At 34.8% G+C, this 25,732-nt stretch carries 43 protein-coding genes; 24 read left to right on the top strand and 19 right to left on the bottom strand.

Annotation, left to right across the window (positions count from 1 at the left end; genetic code table 11):
* The first annotated feature begins 236 nt into the window (after positions 1-236).
* The 5 genes from AC6EIY_RS03840 (at position 237) to dld (ending at position 4,650) form a co-directional block, all read left to right on the top strand.
* A complete protein-coding gene (locus tag AC6EIY_RS03840) occupies positions 237-431 on the top strand; it encodes a hypothetical protein (protein ID WP_498507694.1) in 195 nt (64 codons plus the stop codon).
* A gap of 1,014 nt (positions 432-1,445) precedes the next feature.
* Positions 1,446-1,904 (top strand): hypothetical protein, encoded by a 459-nt coding sequence (locus tag AC6EIY_RS03835; RefSeq protein ID WP_498463077.1) that lies wholly within the window; start codon positions 1,446-1,448, stop codon positions 1,902-1,904.
* Positions 1,905-1,990: 86 nt separating this feature from the next.
* The gene (locus AC6EIY_RS03830; RefSeq protein ID WP_498463076.1) at positions 1,991-2,275 is read left to right on the top strand and encodes a hypothetical protein; all 285 of its coding nucleotides are present in this window, start codon (positions 1,991-1,993) and stop codon (positions 2,273-2,275) included.
* A gap of 434 nt (positions 2,276-2,709) precedes the next feature.
* Positions 2,710-2,847 (top strand): hypothetical protein, encoded by a 138-nt coding sequence (locus AC6EIY_RS03825; protein ID WP_269613329.1) that lies wholly within the window; start codon positions 2,710-2,712, stop codon positions 2,845-2,847.
* A gap of 99 nt (positions 2,848-2,946) precedes the next feature.
* The gene (gene dld, locus AC6EIY_RS03820; protein WP_498507693.1) at positions 2,947-4,650 is read left to right on the top strand and encodes a D-lactate dehydrogenase; all 1,704 of its coding nucleotides are present in this window, start codon (positions 2,947-2,949) and stop codon (positions 4,648-4,650) included.
* A gap of 93 nt (positions 4,651-4,743) precedes the next feature.
* Here dld and AC6EIY_RS03815 read toward each other — a convergent pair whose 3' ends face one another.
* On the bottom strand, positions 4,744-4,905 hold the full coding sequence (locus AC6EIY_RS03815; RefSeq protein ID WP_498507692.1) for a hypothetical protein: 162 nt from the start codon (positions 4,903-4,905) through the stop codon (positions 4,744-4,746).
* A gap of 106 nt (positions 4,906-5,011) precedes the next feature.
* Here AC6EIY_RS03815 and AC6EIY_RS03810 point away from each other — a divergent pair, with 106 nt between their 5' ends.
* On the top strand, positions 5,012-5,266 hold the full coding sequence (locus AC6EIY_RS03810; protein WP_498507691.1) for a hypothetical protein: 255 nt from the start codon (positions 5,012-5,014) through the stop codon (positions 5,264-5,266).
* Between the two features lie 150 nt (positions 5,267-5,416).
* On the opposite strand, the gene AC6EIY_RS03805 is transcribed toward AC6EIY_RS03810, so the two are convergent.
* The gene (locus AC6EIY_RS03805; protein WP_498507690.1) at positions 5,417-5,650 is read right to left on the bottom strand and encodes a DUF1651 domain-containing protein; all 234 of its coding nucleotides are present in this window, start codon (positions 5,648-5,650) and stop codon (positions 5,417-5,419) included.
* 812 nt (positions 5,651-6,462) lie between these two features.
* Between AC6EIY_RS03805 and AC6EIY_RS03800 the strand changes: the two genes are divergently transcribed.
* Positions 6,463-6,717 carry a DUF2839 family protein gene (locus AC6EIY_RS03800; protein WP_498507689.1) on the top strand — a complete coding sequence of 85 codons (255 nt, stop codon included), beginning with the start codon at positions 6,463-6,465 and terminating at the stop codon, positions 6,715-6,717.
* Between the two features lie 72 nt (positions 6,718-6,789).
* Here AC6EIY_RS03800 and AC6EIY_RS03795 read toward each other — a convergent pair whose 3' ends face one another.
* Entirely contained in the window at positions 6,790-6,960 is a 171-nt protein-coding gene (locus AC6EIY_RS03795) for a hypothetical protein (protein ID WP_498507688.1), read from the bottom strand.
* A gap of 141 nt (positions 6,961-7,101) precedes the next feature.
* Entirely contained in the window at positions 7,102-7,353 is a 252-nt protein-coding gene (locus AC6EIY_RS03790; protein ID WP_498507687.1) for a hypothetical protein, read from the bottom strand.
* 1,092 nt (positions 7,354-8,445) lie between these two features.
* Here AC6EIY_RS03790 and AC6EIY_RS03785 point away from each other — a divergent pair.
* Entirely contained in the window at positions 8,446-8,574 is a 129-nt protein-coding gene (locus AC6EIY_RS03785) for a hypothetical protein (RefSeq protein ID WP_498507686.1), read from the top strand.
* 4 nt (positions 8,575-8,578) lie between these two features.
* Positions 8,579-8,794, top strand: a complete 216-nt coding sequence (locus tag AC6EIY_RS03780; RefSeq protein ID WP_498507685.1) for a hypothetical protein — start codon at positions 8,579-8,581, stop codon at positions 8,792-8,794.
* Positions 8,795-8,909: 115 nt separating this feature from the next.
* On the opposite strand, the gene AC6EIY_RS03775 is transcribed toward AC6EIY_RS03780, so the two are convergent.
* From AC6EIY_RS03775 to AC6EIY_RS03765, 3 genes are all read right to left on the bottom strand, one after another.
* A complete protein-coding gene (locus AC6EIY_RS03775; protein ID WP_498507684.1) occupies positions 8,910-9,080 on the bottom strand; it encodes a hypothetical protein in 171 nt (56 codons plus the stop codon).
* Positions 9,080-9,274 carry a DUF2905 domain-containing protein gene (locus AC6EIY_RS03770; RefSeq protein ID WP_498507683.1) on the bottom strand — a complete coding sequence of 65 codons (195 nt, stop codon included), beginning with the start codon at positions 9,272-9,274 and terminating at the stop codon, positions 9,080-9,082. The genes AC6EIY_RS03775 and AC6EIY_RS03770 overlap by 1 nt, the downstream gene beginning before the upstream one ends.
* A 341-nt stretch (positions 9,275-9,615) precedes the next feature.
* Entirely contained in the window at positions 9,616-10,215 is a 600-nt protein-coding gene (locus AC6EIY_RS03765) for a PCC domain-containing protein (RefSeq protein WP_498507682.1), read from the bottom strand.
* A gap of 661 nt (positions 10,216-10,876) precedes the next feature.
* On the opposite strand from AC6EIY_RS03765, the gene AC6EIY_RS03760 reads away from it, so the two are divergent.
* Positions 10,877-11,137, top strand: a complete 261-nt coding sequence (locus AC6EIY_RS03760) for a hypothetical protein (protein ID WP_498507681.1) — start codon at positions 10,877-10,879, stop codon at positions 11,135-11,137.
* A gap of 96 nt (positions 11,138-11,233) precedes the next feature.
* Here AC6EIY_RS03760 and AC6EIY_RS03755 read toward each other — a convergent pair whose 3' ends face one another.
* A complete protein-coding gene (locus tag AC6EIY_RS03755) occupies positions 11,234-11,380 on the bottom strand; it encodes a hypothetical protein (RefSeq protein ID WP_498507680.1) in 147 nt (48 codons plus the stop codon).
* Between the two features lie 8 nt (positions 11,381-11,388).
* A complete protein-coding gene (locus AC6EIY_RS03750; protein ID WP_498507679.1) occupies positions 11,389-11,589 on the bottom strand; it encodes a hypothetical protein in 201 nt (66 codons plus the stop codon).
* A 267-nt stretch (positions 11,590-11,856) separates the two neighbouring features.
* On the opposite strand from AC6EIY_RS03750, the gene AC6EIY_RS03745 reads away from it, so the two are divergent.
* From AC6EIY_RS03745 to AC6EIY_RS03735, 3 genes are all read left to right on the top strand, one after another.
* Positions 11,857-11,991 (top strand): hypothetical protein, encoded by a 135-nt coding sequence (locus tag AC6EIY_RS03745; protein ID WP_498507678.1) that lies wholly within the window; start codon positions 11,857-11,859, stop codon positions 11,989-11,991.
* A gap of 5 nt (positions 11,992-11,996) precedes the next feature.
* On the top strand, positions 11,997-12,287 hold the full coding sequence (locus AC6EIY_RS03740) for a hypothetical protein (protein ID WP_498507677.1): 291 nt from the start codon (positions 11,997-11,999) through the stop codon (positions 12,285-12,287).
* 1,117 nt (positions 12,288-13,404) lie between these two features.
* On the top strand, positions 13,405-13,530 hold the full coding sequence (locus AC6EIY_RS03735; RefSeq protein ID WP_498507676.1) for a hypothetical protein: 126 nt from the start codon (positions 13,405-13,407) through the stop codon (positions 13,528-13,530).
* 141 nt (positions 13,531-13,671) lie between these two features.
* Here AC6EIY_RS03735 and AC6EIY_RS03730 read toward each other — a convergent pair whose 3' ends face one another.
* Entirely contained in the window at positions 13,672-13,836 is a 165-nt protein-coding gene (locus AC6EIY_RS03730) for a hypothetical protein (RefSeq protein WP_498507675.1), read from the bottom strand.
* 1,043 nt (positions 13,837-14,879) lie between these two features.
* Between AC6EIY_RS03730 and psbZ the strand changes: the two genes are divergently transcribed.
* Complete coding sequence (gene psbZ, locus AC6EIY_RS03725; protein WP_498507674.1) at positions 14,880-15,092, top strand: photosystem II reaction center protein PsbZ; 213 nt, start codon at positions 14,880-14,882, stop codon at positions 15,090-15,092.
* A 625-nt stretch (positions 15,093-15,717) separates the two neighbouring features.
* Here the strand turns inward: psbZ and AC6EIY_RS03720 are convergent.
* Complete coding sequence (locus tag AC6EIY_RS03720) at positions 15,718-15,849, bottom strand: hypothetical protein (protein ID WP_498507673.1); 132 nt, start codon at positions 15,847-15,849, stop codon at positions 15,718-15,720.
* A gap of 207 nt (positions 15,850-16,056) precedes the next feature.
* Between AC6EIY_RS03720 and AC6EIY_RS03715 the strand changes: the two genes are divergently transcribed.
* Positions 16,057-16,263 (top strand): hypothetical protein, encoded by a 207-nt coding sequence (locus AC6EIY_RS03715; RefSeq protein ID WP_498507672.1) that lies wholly within the window; start codon positions 16,057-16,059, stop codon positions 16,261-16,263.
* Between the two features lie 584 nt (positions 16,264-16,847).
* Here the strand turns inward: AC6EIY_RS03715 and AC6EIY_RS03710 are convergent.
* The 4 genes from AC6EIY_RS03710 to AC6EIY_RS03695 form a co-directional block, all read right to left on the bottom strand.
* Positions 16,848-17,372, bottom strand: coding sequence for a PAP/fibrillin family protein (locus AC6EIY_RS03710; RefSeq protein ID WP_498507671.1), 525 nt, complete (start codon positions 17,370-17,372; stop codon positions 16,848-16,850).
* A 20-nt stretch (positions 17,373-17,392) separates the two neighbouring features.
* Positions 17,393-17,590: a hypothetical protein gene (locus AC6EIY_RS03705; protein ID WP_498507670.1), complete on the bottom strand. Its 198-nt coding sequence runs from the start codon at positions 17,588-17,590 to the stop codon at positions 17,393-17,395.
* 240 nt (positions 17,591-17,830) lie between these two features.
* Positions 17,831-18,016, bottom strand: a complete 186-nt coding sequence (locus tag AC6EIY_RS03700) for a hypothetical protein (protein ID WP_498507669.1) — start codon at positions 18,014-18,016, stop codon at positions 17,831-17,833.
* A gap of 623 nt (positions 18,017-18,639) precedes the next feature.
* Positions 18,640-18,801, bottom strand: a complete 162-nt coding sequence (locus AC6EIY_RS03695; RefSeq protein WP_498507668.1) for a hypothetical protein — start codon at positions 18,799-18,801, stop codon at positions 18,640-18,642.
* Between the two features lie 398 nt (positions 18,802-19,199).
* Here AC6EIY_RS03695 and AC6EIY_RS03690 point away from each other — a divergent pair, with 398 nt between their 5' ends.
* The 4 genes from AC6EIY_RS03690 to AC6EIY_RS03675 are packed head-to-tail and all read left to right on the top strand — an operon-like array spanning position 19,200 to position 19,838.
* On the top strand, positions 19,200-19,406 hold the full coding sequence (locus AC6EIY_RS03690) for a CAB/ELIP/HLIP family chlorophyll-binding protein (protein WP_498506750.1): 207 nt from the start codon (positions 19,200-19,202) through the stop codon (positions 19,404-19,406).
* 20 nt (positions 19,407-19,426) lie between these two features.
* Complete coding sequence (locus AC6EIY_RS03685; RefSeq protein ID WP_011294968.1) at positions 19,427-19,546, top strand: high light inducible protein; 120 nt, start codon at positions 19,427-19,429, stop codon at positions 19,544-19,546.
* On the top strand, positions 19,546-19,692 hold the full coding sequence (locus AC6EIY_RS03680) for a high light inducible protein (RefSeq protein ID WP_269604620.1): 147 nt from the start codon (positions 19,546-19,548) through the stop codon (positions 19,690-19,692). Before AC6EIY_RS03685 ends, AC6EIY_RS03680 begins: the two co-directional genes overlap by 1 nt.
* Positions 19,692-19,838, top strand: coding sequence for a high light inducible protein (locus AC6EIY_RS03675; RefSeq protein WP_498507667.1), 147 nt, complete (start codon positions 19,692-19,694; stop codon positions 19,836-19,838). The genes AC6EIY_RS03680 and AC6EIY_RS03675 overlap by 1 nt, the downstream gene beginning before the upstream one ends.
* A 223-nt stretch (positions 19,839-20,061) precedes the next feature.
* On the opposite strand, the gene AC6EIY_RS03670 is transcribed toward AC6EIY_RS03675, so the two are convergent.
* Positions 20,062-20,466, bottom strand: coding sequence for a thiol-disulfide oxidoreductase DCC family protein (locus AC6EIY_RS03670; protein ID WP_498507666.1), 405 nt, complete (start codon positions 20,464-20,466; stop codon positions 20,062-20,064).
* Positions 20,467-20,742: 276 nt separating this feature from the next.
* Here AC6EIY_RS03670 and AC6EIY_RS03665 point away from each other — a divergent pair, with 276 nt between their 5' ends.
* The 4 genes from AC6EIY_RS03665 to AC6EIY_RS03650 all read left to right on the top strand — a co-directional run bounded on the left by AC6EIY_RS03665 (position 20,743) and on the right by AC6EIY_RS03650 (position 22,251).
* Positions 20,743-21,009 carry a hypothetical protein gene (locus tag AC6EIY_RS03665; RefSeq protein ID WP_498507665.1) on the top strand — a complete coding sequence of 89 codons (267 nt, stop codon included), beginning with the start codon at positions 20,743-20,745 and terminating at the stop codon, positions 21,007-21,009.
* 276 nt (positions 21,010-21,285) lie between these two features.
* Complete coding sequence (locus AC6EIY_RS03660; RefSeq protein WP_498507664.1) at positions 21,286-21,633, top strand: hypothetical protein; 348 nt, start codon at positions 21,286-21,288, stop codon at positions 21,631-21,633.
* 80 nt (positions 21,634-21,713) lie between these two features.
* Positions 21,714-21,884, top strand: coding sequence for a hypothetical protein (locus AC6EIY_RS03655; RefSeq protein WP_498507663.1), 171 nt, complete (start codon positions 21,714-21,716; stop codon positions 21,882-21,884).
* A gap of 202 nt (positions 21,885-22,086) precedes the next feature.
* Entirely contained in the window at positions 22,087-22,251 is a 165-nt protein-coding gene (locus AC6EIY_RS03650) for a hypothetical protein (RefSeq protein ID WP_498507662.1), read from the top strand.
* On the opposite strand, the gene AC6EIY_RS03645 is transcribed toward AC6EIY_RS03650, so the two are convergent.
* The 3 genes from AC6EIY_RS03645 to AC6EIY_RS03635 all read right to left on the bottom strand — a co-directional run bounded on the left by AC6EIY_RS03645 (position 22,248) and on the right by AC6EIY_RS03635 (position 24,149).
* Positions 22,248-23,498 (bottom strand): site-specific integrase, encoded by a 1,251-nt coding sequence (locus tag AC6EIY_RS03645; RefSeq protein ID WP_498507661.1) that lies wholly within the window; start codon positions 23,496-23,498, stop codon positions 22,248-22,250. The genes AC6EIY_RS03650 and AC6EIY_RS03645 overlap by 4 nt on opposite strands.
* Positions 23,488-23,703 carry a hypothetical protein gene (locus AC6EIY_RS03640; RefSeq protein WP_498507659.1) on the bottom strand — a complete coding sequence of 72 codons (216 nt, stop codon included), beginning with the start codon at positions 23,701-23,703 and terminating at the stop codon, positions 23,488-23,490. The genes AC6EIY_RS03645 and AC6EIY_RS03640 overlap by 11 nt, the downstream gene beginning before the upstream one ends.
* A gap of 314 nt (positions 23,704-24,017) precedes the next feature.
* Positions 24,018-24,149, bottom strand: a complete 132-nt coding sequence (locus AC6EIY_RS03635; RefSeq protein ID WP_498507658.1) for a hypothetical protein — start codon at positions 24,147-24,149, stop codon at positions 24,018-24,020.
* Between the two features lie 531 nt (positions 24,150-24,680).
* On the opposite strand from AC6EIY_RS03635, the gene AC6EIY_RS03630 reads away from it, so the two are divergent.
* Positions 24,681-25,730 carry a class I SAM-dependent methyltransferase gene (locus tag AC6EIY_RS03630; RefSeq protein ID WP_498507657.1) on the top strand — a complete coding sequence of 350 codons (1,050 nt, stop codon included), beginning with the start codon at positions 24,681-24,683 and terminating at the stop codon, positions 25,728-25,730.
* Positions 25,731-25,732 lie beyond the last annotated feature (2 nt).

Raw genomic sequence — 25,732 nt, 5'->3', positions numbered from 1 at the left:
TGATTGCATCTATAGTTGATTTGATAAAGCATTTCAAGTTCTCTCTAACCCATGGAGAGGACTTTTTTTTGAACATAAATAACTTTACTTTTTTATTTTTTTCTAATTAGCATTTGAAAGTTAGAATTAGATTATAAGTCACATTGAAACATGTATTTTAAATCTGTCTGATCAACTTTTAATTACTTCGTATGTTTTTAAAATGATTATTTTAGAAGAAGTTAGATTATTTTGTAATGGGTTTTACTGGCAACGAACTAATAAAGGCTGCTGATTTTTTGAATTTTCAATCAAGTTCAGGTTTATTCATCCTGTTTTTATTTTTAAGTGCATTCTTGGCTTTCTTTATCTTAACTTTTACTTATTTATTTATAAACAATCCTTTAACATCAAAAATCATTGCAGAGATTAGATACAGATTGGTTCGATGAAATGAAATCAGCCTCCGATGAACTTAAAAAACTTTGATTAATGGCAGAAAAATCATTAATAAAAACTGATGCACTAGATAAAGGGCTTGCTCAAGTTGAGGCGAAACTTGCACGAACTGAAGCCCGAAAAGTTTCAGATAAAAACAAAAGTGCTTAATTAATAATCAACGTACTCTATCGAAAAGCTCTCCTCAGCCTTGCGTTGAACTTGATCATATAGAAAGACGTAGTAATAGAAAAAAGCTTCAAGTTGGTTAATATGTGACCAAAAAAAGAATCATATTTTATTTTTTTGATTTTATAAATTGGATACTTTGTTTTTATAGCGTCTTAAATTTTTATCATTAATGGATTTGCATAGCTTATATCTATTGATTTTGGTTCCAATAGCTGTTGTTAAATTTATTTTGTTTTTTAATAATGTCATATGGTTATCACAAGATCAACTCACAAGGGAAAGAAAAAAGCTTGAAAAGATTTTCATATCAAAAAGTGCTATGAGCACCTCATAAAACTTGTGAACTTTTCCGCTCAGATATTCATTTATTTAGATGCTTTAGCTTTTTTACTGCTGTTGGCAATGTTTTTTCTTTTGTTTAAAAGTACTAAGTGGTTTCAAAGTTCTCGATCTTTATCAAAAAAAAGATGACTAAGTCTGCGATAAATACGCCAAGTTCTAAATGAAACGCTTACTACAGTCATGGGAATAGCAATCACATATGCCATTGCAAATCTTGCAGTACTTGGATTGTTCTTTTATGACACTTATCGAATGACTAAGAAGTAGCTAATAGTTGATTGCCGTTGATTGATATGTATCGGTTATTGCGTCCATTGCTCGTTGATTGAAATATTGAGCGTTCATTGCGTCCATTGCGTTGATATAATTTTTACAAATGCTTTAATTCAGAGTAAGAACAAATAATTAGATGACTTACTTTTACATAATTGCGATGGCTTGTTTTATGTATTTGTCTGCTTGTTTATGGAGAGATTTAAAAAGAAAAAAACAGAATGAAACGCTTCTTCCTACTCGCCCTAACCGCTGGGCTTCTCTCTCCTATCGCTACCAAGGCTGAGCCCATACCAAAGATTAGTGATTGGGATGCAGAGTTGAATTGGCCAGTAAGAATTGATTTCAGATGTCCAGTGAAAGTAACTTATGAAATGGAAAATGGAAGACGAGAAAAAATAACAACAAAGCTTTACCCGAAATGTTGGGCGGACTTTCATGAAAGTCATATAAATATCATGGATAGGCAAGTCATCAAACGAGAAGATGTACTTGGTACTTTTGAACCTTTTCAGCTGCGATTAGCGAATATGTATGGATTGGTGTACAGGAAAAAAAATAATGAATTAGCTGTTTTTAAAATGAGTAAAGATATGCCTTTCAACCTTGGTGTAAGCCATGAACAAATGAGATGGATTAGTAGAACAACAAAAGTAATTAATGCTTGGATGGGGCTATAGATATGAACCGCTTCTTACTACTCGCCCTAACCGCTGGGCGATAGCGATGAAGTAAGGCAATATTGCTTTATAAACCACTTCCCAAAATGCTCAGAAAAAAAGAGAAAAAGGCTCTTGCTTCAATATTCATGTTGATAATTGGTTGGCCTGTTGGATTAGATCAATTTTTCGAAGGAAAGAGAGAAAAAGGTATTTCTACAACTATTGGTTGGACGTTGACAGCATTATTGTTTTTATATGGTTTGGGTTTAAAAGGTTATTACACCGGAGTTGTTCTGATAATTGCCGTGCTTTTGACCTTGGCAGGTAGTTTTCAAGCTTGTAAAAAACTAATTAAAATCACTCGAGCTTTCGTTGATGCTGAGGATTAATAATGAACGAACTTGTCCATAACCTTTTAGCCCCTTGGCATCTTGCTCTTGATGCAACATTGCTAATTGGATTTCTTTCTTGGGTTTACTTTCTTAGAAGTAATAAGGCTGATAGCTAATGGGAATAGCAGTTACCTATGCTTTTGCAAATCTTGCTGTGCTTGGCTTGTTCTTTTATGTCACTTATCGAATAACTAGAGAGTGAGAATGGGGGATCTCAGCGGGATCTCCTGAGTCTTTTCTTGACCTCAGTAGCAATGGTGTAGGTCTTTTTGTGCTGGTTAGCCCTACCTCAACCGTCCTAGAGAAATAAAGAATTTATAGTTATGCTCTTCGAACATTGGTTATCAGTGAGCATTGATCCAATGAGAGTTAAGGGAGGTGTACTGCATAGCAACTTCCTTTTCTCGCTAAAACTGTTTCTCTAATTAGAAATGACTTCAAGTGATAAGGCTGATAATCATTGGTCTGATTATTCCAGGGGCTCAAGATTTGGAAAGATAATTGCTTACGGCATTGGTGCAAAGCTAACTATTCTTGCAGGATTCCTTTTTTATATGATGGCCAACTAATAAAAAAAATGAACTGTTATAAGTCAGTTCGTTTTTATGTGATGTCTGATTGAAACAGAACAGCTAAAAATGAGATAAGAAAAAGTTACAGGCAAAAAATTGAAAGGTTTTCAATTAGATACCTTAAAAGAGAAACTCATCTCAATAGTTGGTCCCCAAAATGCCCTTTTTGGAGAGAGAGAGACTAAAAGTTACAGGACAGGTATCAGGGCTGGTTGCGGAGAAGCTGTTGCAGTTGTCCTGCCAAAGGACCTTCTTCAATTTTGGGAAATAATTAAATTATGTATTTCATTAGAAAAAATAATTTTAATTCAGGCAGCTAATACTGGTCTTACAGGAGGTTCAACTCCAGATGGTGATAAATATGACAGAGATGTTGTGATTATAAATACTCTTAAATTAGATCAACTTTTGCTGATCAATAAAGGGAAACAAGTTTTAGCTTTCCCAGGAGCTAGTTTATATAAATTGGAGAAGATCCTTGATCCACTTGATAGAGAGCCACATTCTGTTATTGGATCATCTTGTATTGGAGCGTCTATCGTCGGAGGTGTTTGTAATAATTCAGGCGGGAATTTAATTAAAAGAGGACCTGCCTATACGGAATTATCGCTTTATGCTCAATTAAATAGTGATGGTAAATTAGAATTAATTAATCATTTAGGAATTGATCTTGGAGAAAGCCCTGAGGAAATACTTCGAAACTTACAAGAGTCAAATTTCAATTTTGATAATATCCTAAACACAGAGAAAAAGGCTTCTGATAATACTTACAAGGATCGTATAAGAAACTTTAATTCTAAAACTCCTGCAAGGTTTAATTCAGACAAAAGAAGGCTTTTCGAGTCCAGTGGTTGTGCAGGGAAAATTGCTGTATTTGCTGTAAGATTAGACACTTTTTTAAAATCAAAAAACAAAAAAGTTTTCTATTTTGGGTCTAATAATAGCTCAACATTAACGGACATAAGGAAAACTATCCTTTCTCAATTTAGTGAATTACCTGATATGACTGAATACATGCATTCTTCATCATTTGATGGAGCAGATAAATATGGAAAAGATACATTTATGATCATTAAGTATCTAGGAAAATCAATCATGCCTACTTTGTTTAGGCTAAAGAGAATTGTTGACATATTATTTGCTTTTGTACCATTTATGCCTCAAAATATATTTGATAAATTTTTACACTACCTATCAAATATTTTACCAGATCATTTGCCTCAAAGGCTAAGAGATTATCGACTTAGATTTAATCATTACTTAATCATAGTTGCATCTGATAATGTTATTAAAGAGACAAGAAATTTATTAAATAGCTTATGTTTCGATAATGCTTTGTCTGATTATTTTGAATGTATAGGTTCTGAAGCTGAGGATATTCTACTTCATAGATATGTTGCTGGCTTGGCTCCAAAAAGATCGAAAATAATGAATAATAATGTATCAGGAGAGGTGTTAGCTTTAGATGTGGCATTGCCTAGAAATTGTGAATCTTGGTATGAAATAATCCCCGATTTGATTTTTGAAAATTCATTGGAATCTTTTCAAATGGCTCACTTCATGTGTATGGTATTTCATTGGGATTTCGTATTAAAAAAAGGTATAAATGCAGAGAAGACAAAAAATGAAATACTTAGGAAATTAGATAATATAGGTGCGAAATATCCTGCAGAACACAATGTAGGTCATCTATATAAAGCAGATGAAGATCTTGAAAGTTTTTATAAAAAATTAGATCCATGTAATTCTTTTAATGCAGGAATAGGTCAATTATCTAAAAATAAATTTTATGCTGATTAATTTTCTGTCACTGTCTTTTTTAACGAGCAAATGAGACTGGAATCTCCTTGATTGTCGGCGTCCCGTTTCTTTTCTCTTTCATTTAAACGACACTCATTTCTTTCTCTCTACTTTTACGCGTAAATCCCAAGCTGATAGTTCTTGTGCAGTCCCTTCATCTGTAACCATCACCATACGAAGAGTCGGTGGATCTTTCTCTATTGATAGTTTATGTACACGTTGACGTAGACGTTCAATTTCTTTTTCTATTCTCATCGAGTTTAAATTTTTCCTGAAGTTATTTTAGTTTTTTTAAGTCATAAAAAGTTCCATTTAGTTCAAAGTCGAGCAAGATAGTAATCAACAGATTTTGAATTTAGACATGACAAGTTTTTATGGTTCCTATTCTTCCATCGGTTCACTTTTCCTCTTTACTTTTGTCTTTGGTATTCCATGTGGACTTCTATGTTCTTCACTAGCAAATAATAAAGGTTATGACGCTTGGAGATGGTTCGCTTGCGGAGTCCTTTTTAATATTCTTGGACTAATTGCTGCAGCTGGCTTACCTGACAGACTGTTGAGAAGCCAGTTACGAGAAGTATTAGAAAATAAGTCTTGGGCATCTAAAAGTAATTGATTTGAGGAAAAACTTTTTACTAGTTAACTTAATTAACGTCGCAGGTGTCGCAGTAATTTTTTCGGATTTTCCTGAGACATGCGACACCGAGGGTTTCAGGAAGTTGCAACCTCTTGTCTTTACATGATTTCGTGCGAGGCTTAACTACCCCTATTCCCATTGAGGACTGACTCGCTTCCATCCAGAAGTTAAAAGATCATTCCATAGGGCAATCGCAAGATTCCTTCTCATCTTTTTTCTACTTTTAAGAAGAGGTATTCCGTTGGGCATCAATTTCCCTTTATCAATTAGTACTTTCGGATTTTGCTCCCAACTATCCCAATCGTATCTAAACCTCAATATCCATATCCCGCCTCCATCTTTAACCCAGCCGTCACGCTTCATAGATCTGAATAGCAGTACAAAAATACTACTATAGATGTGATGCTATCTGTTGGTCAGATTGAAGGCGGCCATACCTCCATTTCAGGGACAGAAGGGAATAGCTAGAGATGAAAACCGAACACCTATGACACACGTTTTATTGTCTGTCTACTCAAAATATACACATGTTGAGGGATCAGTACCTCGCCTAGAAACGAAGAAGTAGCTAAAGGCTTCCGAGTTTTGGCATGATGTGGGAAGTCGACTGAGCAGGATAGGCTTCCTCATCGTGTTTAAAGTCAAAATAGATAGTTAACTAAAAAAGATTGTCCTTTTCACGAAGAAAATATTCCATTTTATCTTGGTATGTTTGATGATCGTATTCTCCGTTTAAGGCTCCAATGCAACAGGCATATCATCCATCAATCTAAAAAAGTCATAAACGTCTCTCAGTACAAACAATAATTGATGATCTGGAAGCGATTTAGGATTTCAGGCATTCATAAGAATAATCATCGTATTCCACATTTTTATATTCCAAAGCTCTAATTAAAAAATCTCTTCCTTTTATTCCAAATTTAAACCAGCCTCTTCATATTCCTCACATCGAAGCTCATTCTTGAAAATCACACCATCACTTTCTCGGTAGACCGTAGTATTGATCTCTTTAATCATTTGATTAATTTTATTCTCCCTAACTTAATTAAATATCTAAAACTCTTCCACCCTCCAAAGCTTGTAATTTCTCCATCATTCTTTAGAGCATTTCTTCCTGCTTTCTCTCAGTTATACCTTTTTCGATAACACCAAAATAATCTCGAAACAAGTTTTTTATGCTCCAATCCGATCAAAGAACTCTTATTATTTGTCCTGATCTAAATAAGATGATGGGAGAAGCCAGGAGAAGAAAAAAAATTGGGTTACCTCCAAAATCCTCTACGCAGAGAAAGATAAGTAGAGAAGAAAAGCTTTTGACTTGGTTGCCTTGGCCTACGAAATACCAAATGAGTCGATACCCTTATGCACCAATTGTGACTATGGGCTTGGGTTTGATTTTTCTAATGTGGGGCTTCGAATTAAACAGTTGAGTTGGGTAACAATAAAAAAGGGCTGATCAAGGTCAGCCCTTTTCATTATTTAGTTTGAGATCTCAAATTTAATTAACCAGAGAATGGGCAAGCTCCAGACATTGCACTAGCAAGGAAATTCTTGAAGATTGGTGCTTGGCCTAGTCCATATAGGAAGAAAGTAGAAGAAGTCAAAGTAAGAGCAATCTTGGATACTCTGTTTAACTTGACGCCTTCGCCCCCTCTAGTAAGAGATGAATTCATTCGATTTTGAAATTTTGACAAACCTAACGGGTTATAAAAGTTTCTGTAGTAAAGGAAGATACGTTGAAATATAAAAGAGTGGAAGGTAACAGTCCCTCAGTGATAGATATTTAGACAAAAAAGAACCCTCACGATGGAGGGTTAACTAAAATTAGTTGCAACATTTAGTTTTTTTAGTTTTTTCAACGCAGCGATTGGAGTTATGTTTGGATCATCAATTTCTATGTTGGGATTAACGAATAGCAACGGCCAGATTATTGCATTCAAGCCAAAAATAACAGACCAAAATCTTGGGCCTTTTTTCTGAAGATGACTTATCTTCCTGTATTTTTGTAGATCAGAAAGTGAATTATCTTCAAAGATCCTTCTATATTCTGATTTCTTCTTACTCATAGACAAATTGTGTGAGGAAGTTTTTGAAGGGAAAAAATTGAATGTTCCACCCCTTCGGATTCTTAAAAAAGTGCAGACCTACTTTTTTTTAAGATGTAGAGCTAAGGGACAGGATTTCGACGACTGTCCCCTTCTCTTTCTAGAGCTTGAACGCAACACAGCCTTGAACCCAGTTACTCGCTCTTGATGAAGTAATTTTAAAAGTAGCTTTTTAATAACTGAAGTTCGGTTGAAGTAGGGCTTTCCAATCCATGCATTACCTCAGCAATAAAAAGAGAGGCTATTTGCCCCTCTTCTGATTATTCCTTTTAATCCTGCAAAGGTCGCAGTTTTCCTTTTTGGGGATAGTGAAGGGAGTGAATAGTCTCATAAGACCTCCTTTCTTACATCTTTGGTCTAATCCACATTTTTTTTGGTCGGGAGTAGGAGAGCACTACGTTTCTTTTCCTAAAACCGAACCTTTTTAATCCTTTATTCAGGCAGTATTAGCAGCAAAGGACACAATGTTGGCGAACATACCAAAACTTATCATCGTTATCTAGAGCAAAAATTTTTCGCTGAAATCGATGCAATATAAAGTTGAGAAGTGTAAAGCTAAGAGCAATAAGCGTTAGTTGATAATTGGTTAATATTCTTTGCAGAATATCTTAAGAAGCAATAAACACAGTGGTGACTGATTTTGTTTACATTACAAAGTGTAAAGTCAAAAGTAATTCTTTGAGAAAACCAAGTGAAATTTTGCTGCTTTTTATGACGATGCCTTTGGCAATGTTAGGAACTTTTATTGGTTGTTTTGCTATTGCTACTTTGATTAATTTTTAAATCTCTGACTCCTTTCAAAGAAAAACCATTGTTCAAATAAAAAAAATTAGCTATGTGTGTAAATGATCCAAGCTTCGACCAATGGATTTCCTACATAGATTATTTGTTCGAAAGGAAACTCATAAATACGCAATTGAGTTACTCAAAGCGGCAAAGAAAATGCCTGTTGATGTAGCAGAAAGGTTGCCCCACCTAAAAAAAATTAGATCCAATTATCAAAAACGCTTCCTCAAAAATAGAACTAATCAATTATTTAATTAGGCATAGGTAATGCTCTTTTCTCAAGCTGGACTTGGTGTCGAAATCTTTTCTCCTCTTGGAATTTTAATTCTTGTTATTGGAGTTGCTTTTACTGTGGGTGTCCCTGTCGCAATGATTAAGTTCGGGAGGAAAGACTAATCAGATGAAAAAACTCTTTTTGTTTGTTTTTTGCCTTCTTTTATTTTTCTGTCCTTTAGCAGTTCGAGCAGAGAAATTAGCCGAAGCACCTGCACCCGATCAAGAAGAGGTGATTAGATATTTACACGATGAGGACATGTACCAAGGAACTCTTAGTTGGCAAGGAAGCAAATTCTCTTCCAAATTCAATTATGACAAGGCAACGAAAAAAAAAGATTGATAGAAACTCATTGATTATCTTAAACTTTTCAACTGTCAAGAGCATTTACTTTCTCAATCATTCCCTTTAGCATTTTCTTCAGCCCTCATTGAGAAATAACTCATTTCTTGTTTTTTCAGCCGAATATTTCAGCCATTTTTCCCGTTGAAGCAAAGTATTCAATTGCTCTAAGAAACAAAGTAAAAGCAATCAGATTTGGAACAATTCCACCAATGACCTGAGCCTCTCCAAAAGTAAGAAACGCAATCACAACAAAAACTCTTGCCCAATTATCGGCGAAACTCATTAGGAGGATCGAAATAAATTAAAAATGACTGAAAGAAGCAGGCTGATGGCAATACAGCTAACTACTGGAAAATAAAAAGATGAGTTTTCACTTCGAATAATTATGTCCCCAGGTAATCGTCCTAATCCTATTCGTTTCAAGTAAGGGCATAGAACACCTATTGATGCAATCTGAAGTCCTATTGAAATGAGCATTTTTTGCATTAATAGTCCCTAGATTGTGGCGACTGGTAAAAAAATTCATTTCTTATTAGCTTTTAATCAAGTTCTCTTATTGAAGTGATTGAGATGTGATCCTCTAAATATTTTGCTAATGAACGACCTTTTCCATAACCTTTTAGCCCCTTGGTACCTAGCACTTGATGCGACCTTATTAATTGGCTTTTGTACTTGGGTTTATTTGCTTAGAATAAATAAGACTGATAACTAATGGGAATAGCAATCACCAATGCCATTGCAAATCTTGCAGTACTTGGTTTGTTCTTTTATGTCACTTATCGAATGACAAAAAAGTAGATAAGGTGTTCAATAACTCACTAACTGCTCAATTTGCCAGAAGCGTGAAGTTCAGCTAATTCTGAGTAACCACCGATAAATTCTTTATCTATAAAAATCTGAGGAAAGCTCGAATAATTACTTCTTTTACGAAGGGTATTAAAATCATCATCATTTTCGATCACTGTTATTACATGTGGTATCTGTAATGTTCTCAGCATCCGAACAGCTCTCGAGGACCATGGACAATCTGGCAGTATAAATATTTCAACTGTTTGTTGATTAGTATTGGCCTCTTTTTTATTAATAGCCTCATCAAGAAATCCTATTAATAAGTCAGCGCCTTTAAGTATTATCGTTCCCTCCTCTAGGTGACCGGCCCATACCTTGCATTCTCCATCTGAAAGACTTATATGAAGATGACATTTGTTTGGAGATATTGTTCCATTTAAAGCTATTATTTCTAGATGATTCTCAATTGTAGTAGCTTCTCTTTTCCCAGGACATTGAAATTTAGCTATGGATAAATTACCTACTACACTCAAAACATATCCAAATTTATTCTCTTTTATCGCCAGAGTCTGAAGACTATTAAGAAGATCACTTCCAGATTCAAGTTGTAATGTCTTTGGATAAATCAAATTTCAAGAATAATTCCAAAAAATATTATCCTCTTATTTGGAAGTTTTTGCGTTTATGGAGTTTTTGTAAAAATATGATTGAAGTGATAAGAGTTTTATAGATAATTTACTTACACCTTTGGTCTAAGCCTTCTTTTTATTGGATGGGATTAGGGAAGCACTACCCCAACCGAGCATCATTTCTTGAACGTTTCTTATTAAATATTTTTCAACTTACTGGTGTAATACGTAAGCATCATCAACCAGATCGGGGGACGGTCGTCGAAATCCTGTCCTCTATTCGCAAATTTAAAAATTAGTTCATTAGGTTTGCATTTTTTTTTGAGAACCTGAAGGGTGGAATGTTCACTCTTTTCCCTTCAAAAACTTCCTCACACAGTTTTAATTAACCCTCCGCTGGGAGGGTTTTCTTTTTTATATGACTTCAACTGATAAACAAGCATTCGAAAAGAAGGCTTTTAAGTTTGTTCCATATCTCATTTTGAGAAAAGTTATTTTTGCCGCTTGGTTTATTTCCTACTTGGTGAAACTATAATTTTTAATCCATTGACCACCGCCTGAAAGTGGTTTGACTAACTCTATAAATATCAGTGTAATTTTGTTTACAGCAAAAAGATGAGTTGATCTAGTTCAGCTAGAAAGGATGAGAAATTATTAACTTATGGCATTCTTTTTCATTCTGATTATTGGATTAATTGCAGGTTTTCTTGCTTCAAATATTGCCTCTGATAAAGGACATAGTGCTACATCTTGGTTTTTTGCTGGATTCCTTTTAGGTCCACTGGGATTAATTGCGGCTGCAGGATTATCAGATAGAAAATTACGAAAATACATAAGACAGATTGGAGAAAAGCAAGATGCAATTCCACCTGAAAAAGAAGACAAGCCTGTTCCCGTATCAGGCGAAATGTTTGAGGTGTAAATGAAACGCTTTTTACTACTTGCTGCAAGAAATAATCCCAAGGCAATCAGATGGAACGATTCCGCCAATAATTTGAGCATTAGCAAAGAGAATCATTTATTGATGAAGAGGTACTTTCTCTCCTCTTCTGACTTTTGCTTTTCTGGTTTGATTAAAATAAATAATCACACAGCAGAAAACCGCTAACCCAATCAAATTAGGTATGATTCCACCAATTATTTCGAACTCATCAAAGAATTCCATTTAGGTATTCAGCTATTTAGCGAGAACCCCCATTGTAATGCTATTAAAACCAAAGCAGTAGTCACAAAAGGTGCCGCCGGGTACTGATTCTTTAGTTTGTTAATTGAGAATTGTGACCATGAGAACTGTTTTTGGTTGGTCTTTGCTTTCTTCTCTTTTTTTGACTTTGGAGGTAATCCGAGTTCTCTTCTTCTTTTGGCTTCTCCCATGCTTATCTGTTAAAAAAACGATATTAAAAGGAGAATTTTCTTACTGTGACTTTAAAAATTATTTCATCAAGTAATGATCCTAAAAAGTAAACCGTAACTAGTTAGCCCTACCTCGACCGAACTATTCATATAAAAAGCTCCGAGTTATATTTGTCAAAATTGTCCACCATAATGAATCAATCAGAGTTAAGGAAGTTGTACTGCTTAGCATTCTCCTTTTCTCTCTAAACATTATTCACCTAATCAACTGCATTTTTCAATCCAACAATGCCAAAATTCTCTGCTGATTTTTATGAATCAATTGTTGAAGCTTCAGATAAAGGAGAACTATGGGGAATAGAAAATACTGATTTAACCCCATTAGAGCTTCATTTGATTCTTTCTCATACTCCTATTAAGTGATCGACTTGAATAACAAATCAAAGTTCGGCAAATTAGCAAAAAAATTTAAAACGGATATTCAAAAGATCGATTTCTTTAACACTTATCAAGAAGCTTTTGTCCCTATTAAAACTGATGGTACATTTTCTCTTAAAGAAAATGTACCTAGTGAAATTGATGATGCTCTTTACGTCTACGCAAATATGAAAAGAATGACGGAAGACGAATTAGATGAAATGAGAGAATTGGCTTGGAATAACTATCCAACAAATTTTAAAATTTTTCTTTTTGACTTTTGTTTTTTGAATACGAACTGAGTGAACTTTACCTTGGTTATTTGAAATGCTGTTGCCATGATTCCGATTCTTGCTACCTCTACTAAAGTAAACCTACTTATTTATGTTGGTGGTTGTTGATTCATTTTGTTAGGAAGCTTTTCCTTTGGTCGTTTAGTAACTTTTTTCTTTCCAAAGAACCCTTTGATCAGAAAAAATAGAGAGAAATAATCATGAACGATTATCTACTGATCGTACTACTAGTGTTTTCTTTTAATAATTGATCTTTGTGGGTTTTTGGTGTTGAGTCGATTAAATATTCAGCAATAAACAAAATGAAAACCTCCCTATAGGGGAGGCCTTCTTATGCTTAGCCTGAGCTAGTAGTTGCAAGCAGAGCTAAGTCTTTACTTGATAGTTTGAGTTTAGCCTTTCAACTGAAGAACGCTGTTAGTCGAATACGAAATCGAATCTTTGCTTGTAGAGGTTTTTAAATAATCGATCTATGAATGGATTCTCAACTACTTTTTGGTTATTCTTTTCAATCCTCTAGAGATCGCAATTGTCTTTTTGAGGAATGGTGAAAGGAGTAAATAATTTCATAAGCCTCCTTGCTAAACCTTTGGTCCACTCCTCTTATTAGTTTGGAGGGAGTAGGAAAGCCCTACCTCAACCGAACATTAGTGTTAAAGAAATCTTTTTATATTTATCTAACACAAGAGCGAGTAACTTCTACTAAAGACACGTTGCGTTCAAGCTCTAGTCAGAGGGGGGGACAGTTGGTGAAATCCTGTCCCTTTGCTCGCAAATTTATTAAAGGTAGTCCTCCGCTTTCTTTGATAAACAAACTTAAGCCCTGCATTTCCTACTATATACCGGGCTTAACCAAACCACTTCGAGACTCCTAATTGGGAGCTTTAAGTAACTATTAAAGTTTGAAACCCCCTTATAAAAGGGGGTTTTCTAATGCAAAGCTCAAAATATACATGATAAAGAGCTTTACAATTTATCTTCCCTCAGTTAAACATTAAATTTGTTAGCTTGTCCTCTAATTTTTTTTACCTTCAACGATGAATCTTATTGGCAGAACTTCAATGATAGCCTTCATTTTTATGACAGCTAGCTACTTCGTGACAGGTCATATTTTTCCGGGTGTTGTATGAATTCAGAAAAACAACACGCCAAACTTCTAAAACTTCAAGCTAAAGCAGATGCTTGCATCTCAAGAAAAGAGGCTTTGAAAATTTTAAAAAAATCTGCTAAGGCTATCCAAAAACTTTCTTGAATTAATGACCTCCTTTAATTCAGTTAAAGCAAAAAGTCTAATTTCGTGTTAGGAAAATCAATAAGCCAACTTTTTTTAATTTTTAGAAAAAAAGGGAGCTAATCGCTCCCTGGCTTTAACCTATTAGCAAAGGATTCCGAGTTAAGTACCCATCGCTGATACTTCTTCACTAGCTTTCTTTTGTCTATCCTCAAAAACAGAAGGTTTGTAAGAAGTAAATACTCCTTTTTTAAAAGTTGCAAGTTGAGCAGCATGAAGCCTTTCTGCTTTTTTGATTCGCTTTTTAGTTAGAACTAAACCGTTCATGACCTTTTTCGATTACTGGAAATCCCGTTCCATACTTCCATTTCTTGCACCCCATAAAGATGGAGCGAACGTCTACTTAATTTAGCAAGCCAAGCAAAACAACTGGAATGAACTTCAAGTACGGTTTCTTAGATAGTCCTCAGCTATTATTCCCTCACCACTAGACTGGTTAGACTACCTAAACCAAACAACGTCTTCACTGCTAGTTTCTTATGTCTAACATGTGTCTCAAATAATCGTTTTACTGAAAAACCACTCAGCCTCTAATTAAACATGACGTTGCAACTTATAAATCAACTGCTTTACAACGTTCTGGTTCTTAGGAATCTTTCAGCCTTACTTCTTTTGGCGGGTGCTTATGAAACGGAACTTCAGTAATAGCATAGGACTTAACAATGGATATGATCCCTTCAAGCCTTTTATTCAGAATTGTGAAGAATTTTATGGAAAAATGCTTGCTTTGAAAGATCCACTAAATAAGTTTTATTTAAAATTACTCTTAACCAAAGCCACTGCTTAATTGATCTTGGGTTAGGGTCAGATAAAAAACAATGGAAATAAAACAATTTAACAATGATGGTTTAGATGCTATTGGGATCCATTGGATGCAATATCTATCAATGACTATGGTGTCTATGTTGATATTCTTTATTTGTTTAGATAAAGCTATCCCAAGTTTTCATCATTTCATTTTATCTCTCTTGTTCAAGCTTCAGTGCAGCGGCTTAAACTGCAACGGAGTAATTTTTGAAATAAAATAAGTAAATAAGTAAATAAGTAAATAAGTAAATAAGTAAATAAGTAAATAAGTAAATAAGTAAATAAGTAAATAGTTGAGTTGTTGAGCTCTATCTAGTTTTTATTTTTGGTTAGTGGGATAGATTTAGTATTTATTTGATAATCATTAAATCAAACTCATCAAATTTAGTCGCTATGTCATTAATGTGATTATGTGTTCATCCCGTATGGTTTTCATTGGGTCATTCTTCGTGCTAGAAATAAAATTACTTCGGCTTCCAAAATAACCTTTATATGATTGAAAAATGTCCATCCTTGCAGGCATTCTCGCTAATGCACTTTTGTTCTCATCTTTACTTCTAGTTGTAGGTGTTCCAGTCTTTTACATGACTCAAGATAGTCCAGAGGATAATAGAAATTCAAATATAAGAAAAATAGAAGCTCTTGGCGGTGTGTGGTTCGTATTGGTATTACTGAATGGATTGGCAGGAGGAATCGTTCAAGGTTTTGCTGGTTAGCTTCACAATCAATTTATACAAAAAATAGTTTCCTAGAACATCACAGTTCTTATTTTTAAATTTTAAAATACAAAAAAACAATAGATATGAAGCGTTTAGATAAAACAGGAATGTTCTTGATAGTGTTTAGTATCGCTAGCACTCTTCCATATCAATTTCATTACCTAAGTAATCTTGGCTAGGTCATGTTTAAGCATAACCTTTTTGCTACATAACTAAATATGGTAATTCTATGAAACTTAAAGAATCTTACTTATAAGTCTAACTAATACACGTAAACCCTACATTTAAGATGGTACGACCTAAAGTTTTTTCTTCTAGATTATTGTGCTAATACAAGGTTAAATGGTTCAACGTATTAACGTCGCACTAAATTCAATCCAAACAGCAAGTAGAGATTTACTTGAATTTGTTTTTTTCTGTGCAGTTGGTTTTAGTTCTGGGAGTTTGGGATTATTATGACTTCAATATTTTTTCTAATTGCTTCTGCTGCTTTTTTATATGTAATGGCATGCCTGTGGAGAGACTTAAATAATAATCCAAAATATTATTATTTAAAAAACTAAGTTGAGAACAAATTTTAAATTTAAGCCTCTCAATCTAAACTTTTTATTAGTTCTTAGTCTCAAAGATTTCGTATATAGTCATTTCTCTTTTCTTGAATATGAGGTTGCTTTTCTGCATGATCGACTGGCATTTTTCTTGAAGCCTTTACTAGCTCGAAAGCATATTTATGATTTTCTTTGTGAGAATCCATAGTCGAAATAAGGATCTGTATATACATATTGGACACACAGTAGCATTTGTCTATTAAAAGAAAATAAGTGAGTAGTAATTCTTTTTGGCTAATTAGTCTGGTTTTCTAATTATCCAACGCCTTCTCAATTCTGTAGGACTCATAAGGAAAATATCCCACGAATTGTTCATAATCCTTTTAATCTATAAAAATATAGTTTTCCTTCATATGAGCCTGTTATCGACTGCCTTGTTTTTCCCCGATTATGGAAGTTCAGGAGTTCCTTGGGACCTTCTTTTATTGCATTTTTATTTCTTTGCAATAGCTATTCCATTCCTAATAATTTTTAATGCAGCTAGAAACTCTGATCGTGAAAATCCAAACAGAGTAAAAGATGAAACGACAAGGTACCCAGATTTACATCCGAGAGCTTAATTGTCAGTAGGAATTTTTATTAGAACCTTTTACTAGATATCAGTTTAACGCTAGTTGTAGCTATATGTTTTGCTTAATCAAAATCCTTTGATATATATCTAATGGCATAGTTTTGAGTACTACAATAGATAATAAGAATTTATAAACAACCACAGTCGATGAAGAATATCTAAAAATATTTACCTTTTAACTATTTTTCCAGTTGTTTTTTTATAAAAAGTAAGTACGAACTTAGTCGATTGGTTTTTAACCAATCAGAGTCCTCTAGAAGATTTGAATACTCGTTGTAATTAAAGTTAGGTCTTCCTCTAATACTTCCTCCAAAGTGACTCTATTAAACAAGTCATGCTTCACCTCGAAAAGGTGAGTTGTAATAAGCCTTTTTGACTGTATAAAGTGTGTAAAGAGAGACAGCGATCCCTAAAAACCTACAACGAGGATTGGCAAGAATGAAGGAAAATTATAAGTAGGAATTGAAGTCATAATGATAGTAAAGTTGACTGATACGTTCTAAAAAATCTGCATACTTTTTGATTGAGGCTTGCACCACAAATTTTTACGCTTAACACGACAGAGGCTAATGATTAAAAAAACTCACTAAGTGATAAATCATTTCTTTTCAACAAAGCAAAAGTTGTACCCTTGTAACCTTTGCATATACGTAAGTCGGGAGTTAATACAGTTGTATCTAGCCAACCTTTTTGAGTCTTTTTTATTTCTGATAAGAAGCTAATCTTTTTACCTAGAAACTTTGGACCTGTTATTCCTGCTTTTTTAAAGCTAACGTTTATGCGTTTCTGATCAACAATTTCTAAGCTCGCAAGAATAATAGTAGAAAATAGTTTTCCTACAAAAACTTTGGTTCTTAATAAATTTATTCCTCTATTTTTCTCTGGCTCAAGAATCTGTAAGTTATCTAGTAGTGGTGAATAATTTAAAAAAGGAGAGTTAGAATTACTCCATTTGAGTTCCCATACACCTGTGAGTAGATTAATTTGCTTTGATATGTCTACAGAGGATTCGCTTTCAGCTAGTTCAATAAGATCTACGATTTGATTTGATTTAGGTGTGTTTTCAAGAACTTCTACCAATTTTGATATTGTATTCATAATAAATATTGGTTTAAAGTCTAGAGCTGTTCAATATTGATTTGATTGGCATAAAGAACGTGTGGCTGGTCTTTATTCCCCTCACTTGCTTGAATCCATTCTTTATACTCTTCTCTTAGAGATTTTTTATCAAGCCCATCTAGTTCATTTAGCCTCATTTCGGTATCATTCATTGTTACTTCAAGAGTTCTTTTTAAGCTAATAGTTGGAATGTTCATACAAAGCTACCAATAAGAGAGTCAGCTAAAAAAGTACAAACAATAAAAGATAAAGTCATTGCTAAAGGCTGGTTAAATAAATCGTTTGAGGAGTGCATGGAATTTTTTAGTAGTGACCAATTGAGGTAACGAAACAAGCTAGAGCTCCGCTGTAAATAAAAAATAAACTCATTTCTAGTGGTCTACGACTAAAAAATGAAAGGTAGAAATTTGGTGATTTCATTGTGATAGCTTAAGTATCTAAAAATGTTTGATTGTTTTTTTCTTTGCTGCTTTTTGAATGCGACAAAGCTCATTCATCTCTGGTTTTGGAATGCTAAAAGGAGTAAACAATTTCATAAATTCTCCTGTAGAACAACAAAGTTCTAAAGCATTTGTATGGTCCTTTAGACGTGTAGAAACCCCTAATAAAAGTAGTAGTTGCACTACAATACTTGAGCATCAAATCTGCCTAATGAAATTTATGTTCTGTCATTGTGTTAACTCTTTATCAAGTAATGTTTTTTGGAATCCTTTTTATAGTCAGCTTTGATTCGATTTTTCAAATTTCTATGGCAGAGCAAAGTTAAACAATGTTTTCATTGTATTTTAAATTTTCCAGCTCAGAAGCCTTTTCAATATAAGTAAATCGTATGGTATTGAAAATTGCTAAAAATCAATGACTTGATATGTTGGAATTATTTAAAAATTGCTTTAATACTCGAAATCCATCTGTCCATTCGTGATGAAGAAGTAATAGATTCAGTGAGTAGATCTATCTGCGCCTGCTTTTTTTTTTGCAAATCAGCTCCCATTCGGTTTATGCGATATCAAGCTTTTGAAATTGAATTAAGCAATCATTATTTTCTCCCCCAGTCGTCGATATTTGGCTTTAATTTTTTAATCCCACTCTTCCGCGGCTTTTACTTTTCTAGTATTGTCATAATCTAAATCCTCATAATATAAATAAGTAATACAAAAAAGATTGATAATTTCGCAGCTATAGTGTAGGTAAACATCTTTCCGAATCTTTTGTTATTTCTAATATCTTTCGTTGAAATAACTGGTTATTAAATAGTAGTCATACAAGCAAGGAAGCCAACAGGAACGAAAAGCAATACAGCAATCGTAAAGCGAACAAACTTGCCAATACCTGAGTCTCTTAAATAATCAGTGAAATGATTGGTGTTGTTCCACTCGGACCATTTTTTAGGGCTTTTAGATGATGTCATTTTTAGTCAAGTAAATACGGTAGTACCAACTTCAAAAGCACCAAATAAGAAAAGAAGTGCAGGAATATTCCAGAGAACAATTAGTTTTGCAGCAGTGATTTTGTTGAATGCAAGCATGACTAAGAGTTTTTTTGGGTTAGGTCAGAAGACTCACTGAATATAAAAAAGAGGTCTAGAGTTTCTTAGGACGGTTGAAGTAGGGCTAACCAGTTCGGGCTATTTGTACTTATTAGAGTCATCAATAGATCTAATCATTGAAAAAACATCTCTCTAACTGGTTGCTGTATTTAGTGTTTGAGGTTTAAAGCTATTAAGTATTAGAAGAAGCCGTACCTGACCGTATCTACCCCTTAGAAAATTCATACTTTACATTACTTCACATCAACGCAATTCCAGTAATGACATCTTCATCTTCATCTCAGGTAATCACTGAGTATGGCAAGCAAAACATCTTTGCTCGTGAAACACAGCCTCAACTTGTAGAGGATTACACCAGCTACCCAGAAGAAGCAGAAAAGACAAATGGCCGTTGGGCAATGATCGGGATGATCAGTCTTTTAGGTGCTTATTTCACAACAGGTCAAATCATTCCTGGAATTTTCTAAACCAATAACTACTCATAACAATGCAACCATCTAACAAAACAATTCTAGAAAGAAGCATCGGTAGACCAGCCATGATGGCATTCGTTCTACTAACAGGTATTTACCTAACAACCGGTCAACTTATTCCAGGTGTCGTTTAATGACTACTCAAAATAACAACAACAGAAATATTGACCCTGAAAAGGTAACAGCAGAAAGGCTTAATGGCTATGCAGCATTATTTGGATGCATTGCTCTTGTCGGTGCTTATGCCACAACAGGTCAAATCATTCCAGGTTTCGTGTAATGAAGCACCAAACCACCGAAACATCAAGAGTTGAAGAAGGTAAAGTGTTTGCTGAACGACTCAATGGTCTAGCTGCTTCTGTTGGCTGTTTAGCTCTCATTGGCGCATACCTAACTACCGGTCAAATCATTCCGGGATTTGTGTGATAAAAAAGAAGCGAACTACTGGAAAACAGCAGAGCTAATGTTCAACTTGCGATGATGAATTTCTTTTCAGCAATCATTAACTACGGTATAACAGGCTGGATCATTCCGGAAATTGTTTGAATCTGATTTTTAAATCAAATATAAAGGCTCCTTCTCTGTCATTAGGTTGGAGCTTTTTTTATGTTTTTGAGGTTGATCCCCATGAGGAACTGTAGATATTCGACTAATTCCTTTTGCAAAATTCTTTTTCTTTACAAAGTTGCTCTAGAGATGGACGTCTAGTCAGAGGTAGACGCCATTGTGCCCATACTTTATAAACTTGATTTATCAATTGACCTAATACCGGCCATCTTGTTGGAGCGTATATCCACCCCAGTCCAACTAATCGATATGCTTCTCTGAAAACAGTGACATCTCTAAGAATTTCACCTGATTCATTAATTGCATGAATTCGACCCATTGCATCTTTGTAACTTATTCCTGAATGAAGATCTGGCTCATAATCTGATGAATCAATATCTACAAAGCTAATATTTTTAAGTGTATCTCTAGAGCTTAGGAATTTGACCTCTCTTAAGCAAAGAGGGCAACCACCATCAAAAAGTAATGTGAGCTTCGCTTTAGTCAAAGTTAAATCAGATTTCTTAAATACAACTTATCCAATTAATGCGACAAATGGGGTTCAAGAATCGTTTGTAGAAACACTTTGGCAATATCTATTTTTCTACTTGATTAAATGCAAAAAGAAAATTATTGTATTTCTTTAGCACTTATAAGTTCCTACGAAACTTAAAGTAGTAGCAACCGATCTAGGGTGTGGAGGCTGTATCTGATTCTTCGGTTTGCAACATTTTAAATTCCAATAAGTCGAGTCAAAGTAGATTTGTACTTTGAAATGAATGTTATGTATTCCTCTTTATTTGATGCAGTATTTTCTGATTCTTTCTTCGCTCCCATGAGAAAAGTTTATGTTGTCTCTAATAGTGAGTTAGAAGAAATCAGGCGTAACAAAAGAGAAGAAGAACTCGAAAACATCGAGGCTTCTCGTAAGAGACTCGAGGAGAGTTATCAAGCTCGAGTCAAAGTTCTTGATGAGCGTGAGCACGAACTACAAGAAGAGATCAAAGCTCTTGCTCCAGCCAAAAGGGAGAAAGAGAAAGTGACTGCTTAGTAAATACAGTCAGTGGATGAGAGACAATTATTAGGGGAGCAATTAGCTCCCCTTTTTTTATTGCTTTCTTTGTGTGCTTGTTCTGAACGGACCCTTAACGATTGAAAGGTCTGCAGATTAATTATTGATTCATTAATAAGCCCTAATTAACTGATATAAAAGGGATTTGGGTCGAGACGTAGTTAAAGAGCCTTGGTTTTTAGGCATTAAGACTCATTGATGTTCTGTAGCCGTTGATACAAAAATAATCATCCTTCTAGAAATGGAGCATTTGCGATGCCCCTTAGAAAACCATTCCACATAACACCTCAGGGTGGATCAATTCTTTGCTTGGAGGGCTTGACTGGAAGAATTTTTAGAGCTTGTTCTGTGAATCAATGCACTTATACAGGTAATCTTCACAGTGCAAAATCGTTTTTAGACTTTATCGAAAACAAAACTAATAAATTTCTTCCTTCTGGAAAAAAGAACGAAAAGATCTCATCTCAACGTAAAACAACTCTTAAATGGAATAAAGACGGAAGTCTATCTTCTATTGATATGGCAAGAATATTGCATCGTCTGGAAAAAACACATTTGACCGAATGTGATCTTTCTTGCGAATGGGGAGCTTCGAGTTTGTAGGTACTTAACCTCTCTTTATCAATTAATCAAAAAAAAAGTTTTAGTGGTAACTTCTAGTCATCATCACGGAGGTGCAAGTTATGTCCGTCAGAGACCCCTTCCCCACACGTTTTATTGTCGTAGGCAAGGAGGCGATAGCTCGAATTTACACCGCATGTTCTATAGGCGATGATGGCTTGCGATGCATTTTCCATACCGTTGAAACAAGCCTACAAGGGAGGCGTTATGAAGATTTCCCAGAAGCTCGTTAAAAATCTGAAAAAAATAATTTGAGATCAAGAGCAAGTTTACTTTTATACAAGGTATTGCTCTTAGAATTTTTTGGTAGAAATATCTGAGCACTAATTACATAAGATAAAGGTTCGCACTGGTCACTAATACTCAAATTTATTTTGTACATAGACAAACGATTATCGATTCGCCATTGTATTAGAATGATTCATTGCTTCGACCATGGATTCATATACAAAAGACACTCATCGCTATGCTTTCGAGTTGGTAAAGGCAGCAAGAAGAATGCCCGTCGATATGGCTGAAAAGCTACAACATATAAAACAAATGAGATTTAATTATCAATTAAAAGCTCTACGAAAACGAATCAATAGAAGGATTACTTAGGCAGCAACTTTTACTAAGAGTGAGGTTTCATCAAAAGCACTAGCAAGGTCTTTTGTCTGGAATCTGGTATAGCTCAATAGGTGAGTATCTAACGTGTGGCCCATCGCATCAGCAACTTGTTTAGGTGCTCTATAACTTCCATCTGCTTTTGGTCGATTGTGACCGTAATAGGCGTATCGATGCCTGAAAGAATATGGTGTTAATTCCTGCTTTTCTATTGCAACTTCTTGTTTAATTGCTTCCCATACTTTTCGTCGCGCTAAATAATTCTTGCATCTATCGCCTGCCTCTCCTGCTTTCCCTAGCGATGGTAAAAGGTTTCTACCCTCTTTTTCACACACATAAAGTTGTTCTTTTAGATGCCAACTAATAGGTCCGTCAACATCGTGGACAAGCAAGGGATATAAGCGTCTAGGTTCTGTCTTTTCTCTTTTCTTACCACCTTTACTTTTTTCGTAATTAGTCCAAATTTCTTGACCACCGTTGCGTGTATGAATGTATCGGAGGTCTTCTGGTCTTAACCCATAAACTGCCATGCACTGAAAACCAAATCGCCATTTATTGCCTGATTCATCCTTTGGAAAAGAATCAATCAATCTGAGAATTTGAGAATCAGTTAATGGATAACCTATCCGCTTTTTAGTAGTGACTAAATCTTTATCTGTTACGGCTGGCGGTAACCATGTGGACTCGAACTGCTTCTCCTGAACACAAAATCGCAGAAACCCAAACAAGGCTAGACGCATGTGTCTTCTTTGGGGTGTTCCTTGTTGCCATTGCTTTAATGCAACTTTGCAAAGTGCCGGACCATTTAAAGGTGTTCGTGAACCTTTTCCAGTTGCCTTAAGTACGTTCTTAAAGACAGGGTGATATTTGCTACGCCATGTTGAATCTTTTACAAGATCTTTTTTAAATTCTCTGTAATCCTCGATTGATTGTTCCCAGTTGATTTTGGTTTCGCTTGAAAGTGTATGAGCAATATTGAAGCAAGCTTTTATTTCTAATCTTTGATTTGACTCTTCATAAGCTTTTGCGGCTGATCTAATTCTTAAAAGTGCATCAGGCCAATACGATTCTTTCCAGGCATAAGGGATAGTTACATCACCAATAATCTTTTTATCCTTCCAAACCTGTACCCTCATGCTTTCCTTTCTTCCTGGCATCACAAGCCAACCTTTAGGGGTAGAAGCTTTAACTGCTTTCCTAAAATCTTTTACCCAACTTGGTTGAACTTTTTTAGTAGGCATCAGGATTATCCCTTTTATGCTGTCTTGCTTTTGAGTGACAACTATCAGGAGACCATTGATTCCTGACTACCTCTAAGAAGTTATAAATAAAATCATCAGGACAATTCAATTCTTCTTGAAGGTCGTTTAGCTCATCAGTGAAAAAATCAAATGTTCTGGTAATTGGGCCCGACTGTTGTTCTTGAGTGGGTTTCCATTTATCCATAGAGCACTAGGTTTCTTATCCCTCATTTCTACACTCACTTGAGTGTAAAAGCAACCTTTAGTGGTTGTAAGTTTACAGTCTCAAGCATTAGTAGACAGACTATGATTGGAGTTATAGCCTATATATTACTGTTCTCACTAAATTGCTACCAAGGCTGTGGGCACTAGGTCGCAGGTTCAAATCCTATTGCCCCGATCATTTAGAGACAGGTTTCCCAGTCTGTCTTTTTTGTATTGGGAATGATATGGGGAGCTAGCATGTTTAAAGTTTTTTCCTTCACTGGCTTTTAGCTCCCCATTCCAACTGAGCAAATTTTAATGTTGCACCAAGTAACGAATAAACCAAGCGGCAAATAAAATTTTTCCCACAATGAGATAAGGAAAAAACTTAAAAGCTATCTTTTCAAAAGCTTTCTTATCAAATGCTTCTTTATTAGTTAAATTCATATAAGAAAACCCTCTCAGCGGAGGGTTAACTAAAGTTGTGTGAGGAATTTAATGAAGGGGATTGAATATTCCACCCCTTCGGATTCTTAAAAAAGTTCAGACCTACTTTTTTTTAAGATGTAGAGCTAAGGGACAGGATTTCGGCGACTGTCCCCTTCTCTTTCTAGAGCTTGAACGCAACACAGCCTTGAACCCAGTTACTCGCTCTTGATAAAATAATCTTAATAGTAGCTTTTTAATAACTGAAGTTCGGTTGAAGTAGGGCTTTCCAACTTGTTTGCGTTTTTTGGCTCATATCAAATAAGACCAGCTAGATTAATCATTTTTATCAAATACCCTTTCAAAAATCACTTTGAAGTTCTCCTGTGAAAAACAAATTTTTATTTTAAAAGCCTTTAAAGATAGGGGCTAGTGGGGGCTAAGAGAGCTATCCAAGAATTCTTTAATTCAGCTTCAAAGGTATTTATAAGCTAAAGACTCACACCCGAAAAAAAGTTTCACTATATTTTCTTTATATTTTCTTTATATTTTATGTCCATATCCATGGCTGCGGGTTATAGCGAGCAGACAGAGGGAGCTATGTTGTGTATTGAAGCTGCCAAAGACTGGGCACTTGATTGCGTTTCCTCCCTTCCAGGGGTAGACCGACATGTTTTTATTGATTACGGTGCTGCAGATGGAGGAACTGCTAGAGATTTCTGGAGTGCGCTCCTTTCAAAAGCTAAAATTTTATTTCCTAGATCGGAATTGACTCTTATTGGGAATGATCTTCCTACAAATGACAATCAAGCATTAGTAAATTCTTTAAATTATCAATATGAAATTGATAAAAATATCAATACATACCTTTGTGCAAGAAGCTTTTACGATCAATTGTCGCCTTCAGGCAGTATTAGTTTTGGTTTCTCAGCTACAGCGATGCATTGGCTTAGTCGACATTTGGAATTAAAAAATCACACTCATATTCAAGCAAGTAGTGATAATGAAAATTTCAAAAAATTCCGTGATCAGGCTTTAGCAGACTGGGAATTAATTTTGATGCAAAGAAGTAATGAGATAATTAAAGGTGGAAAATTTTTGGCTGTTAATTTATCAAGAGATTCAAATAATAATTACCTTGGGAATAATGGTGGGAAAACATTAAATGTTCACGATCAAATACATGAAATATGGTATGAACTTTTGGAAGAAAAAATAATTGATTCTCAGGAATACGAAGCTGGTACTGTTCAGAATTTTTATAAATCACCAGATGAATTTATTACGCCTTTGATAAACAAAGAGTCAAGTGCGTATAAATCTGGATTAAGGTTGGTAAAAGAGAGAACCGTCTATATTGATTGTCCATATAAAGATAGATGGCTAAAAAACAAAGATGATGAATTATTTTCGACACAATTAATGGAGACAATAAGAAGTTGGAGTATGCATAGCTTTAAATCTGCAATAAAAAAAATAAATAGTTCTGATTTAAACCCTGTTGATCTTTTATATCAAAGACTTAAAGAAAGAATTCATAAAAATCCAGAGAATTGGAGTCTTGATTATGTAGAACATCATCTAGTCATAGAGAAGGTATAGTC

The sequence above is a fragment of the Prochlorococcus sp. MIT2304 genome, assembly GCF_059772405.1.
Note: the sequence above shows the minus strand (reverse complement) of the source record. Positions and strands in the feature narration are given on the sequence as shown.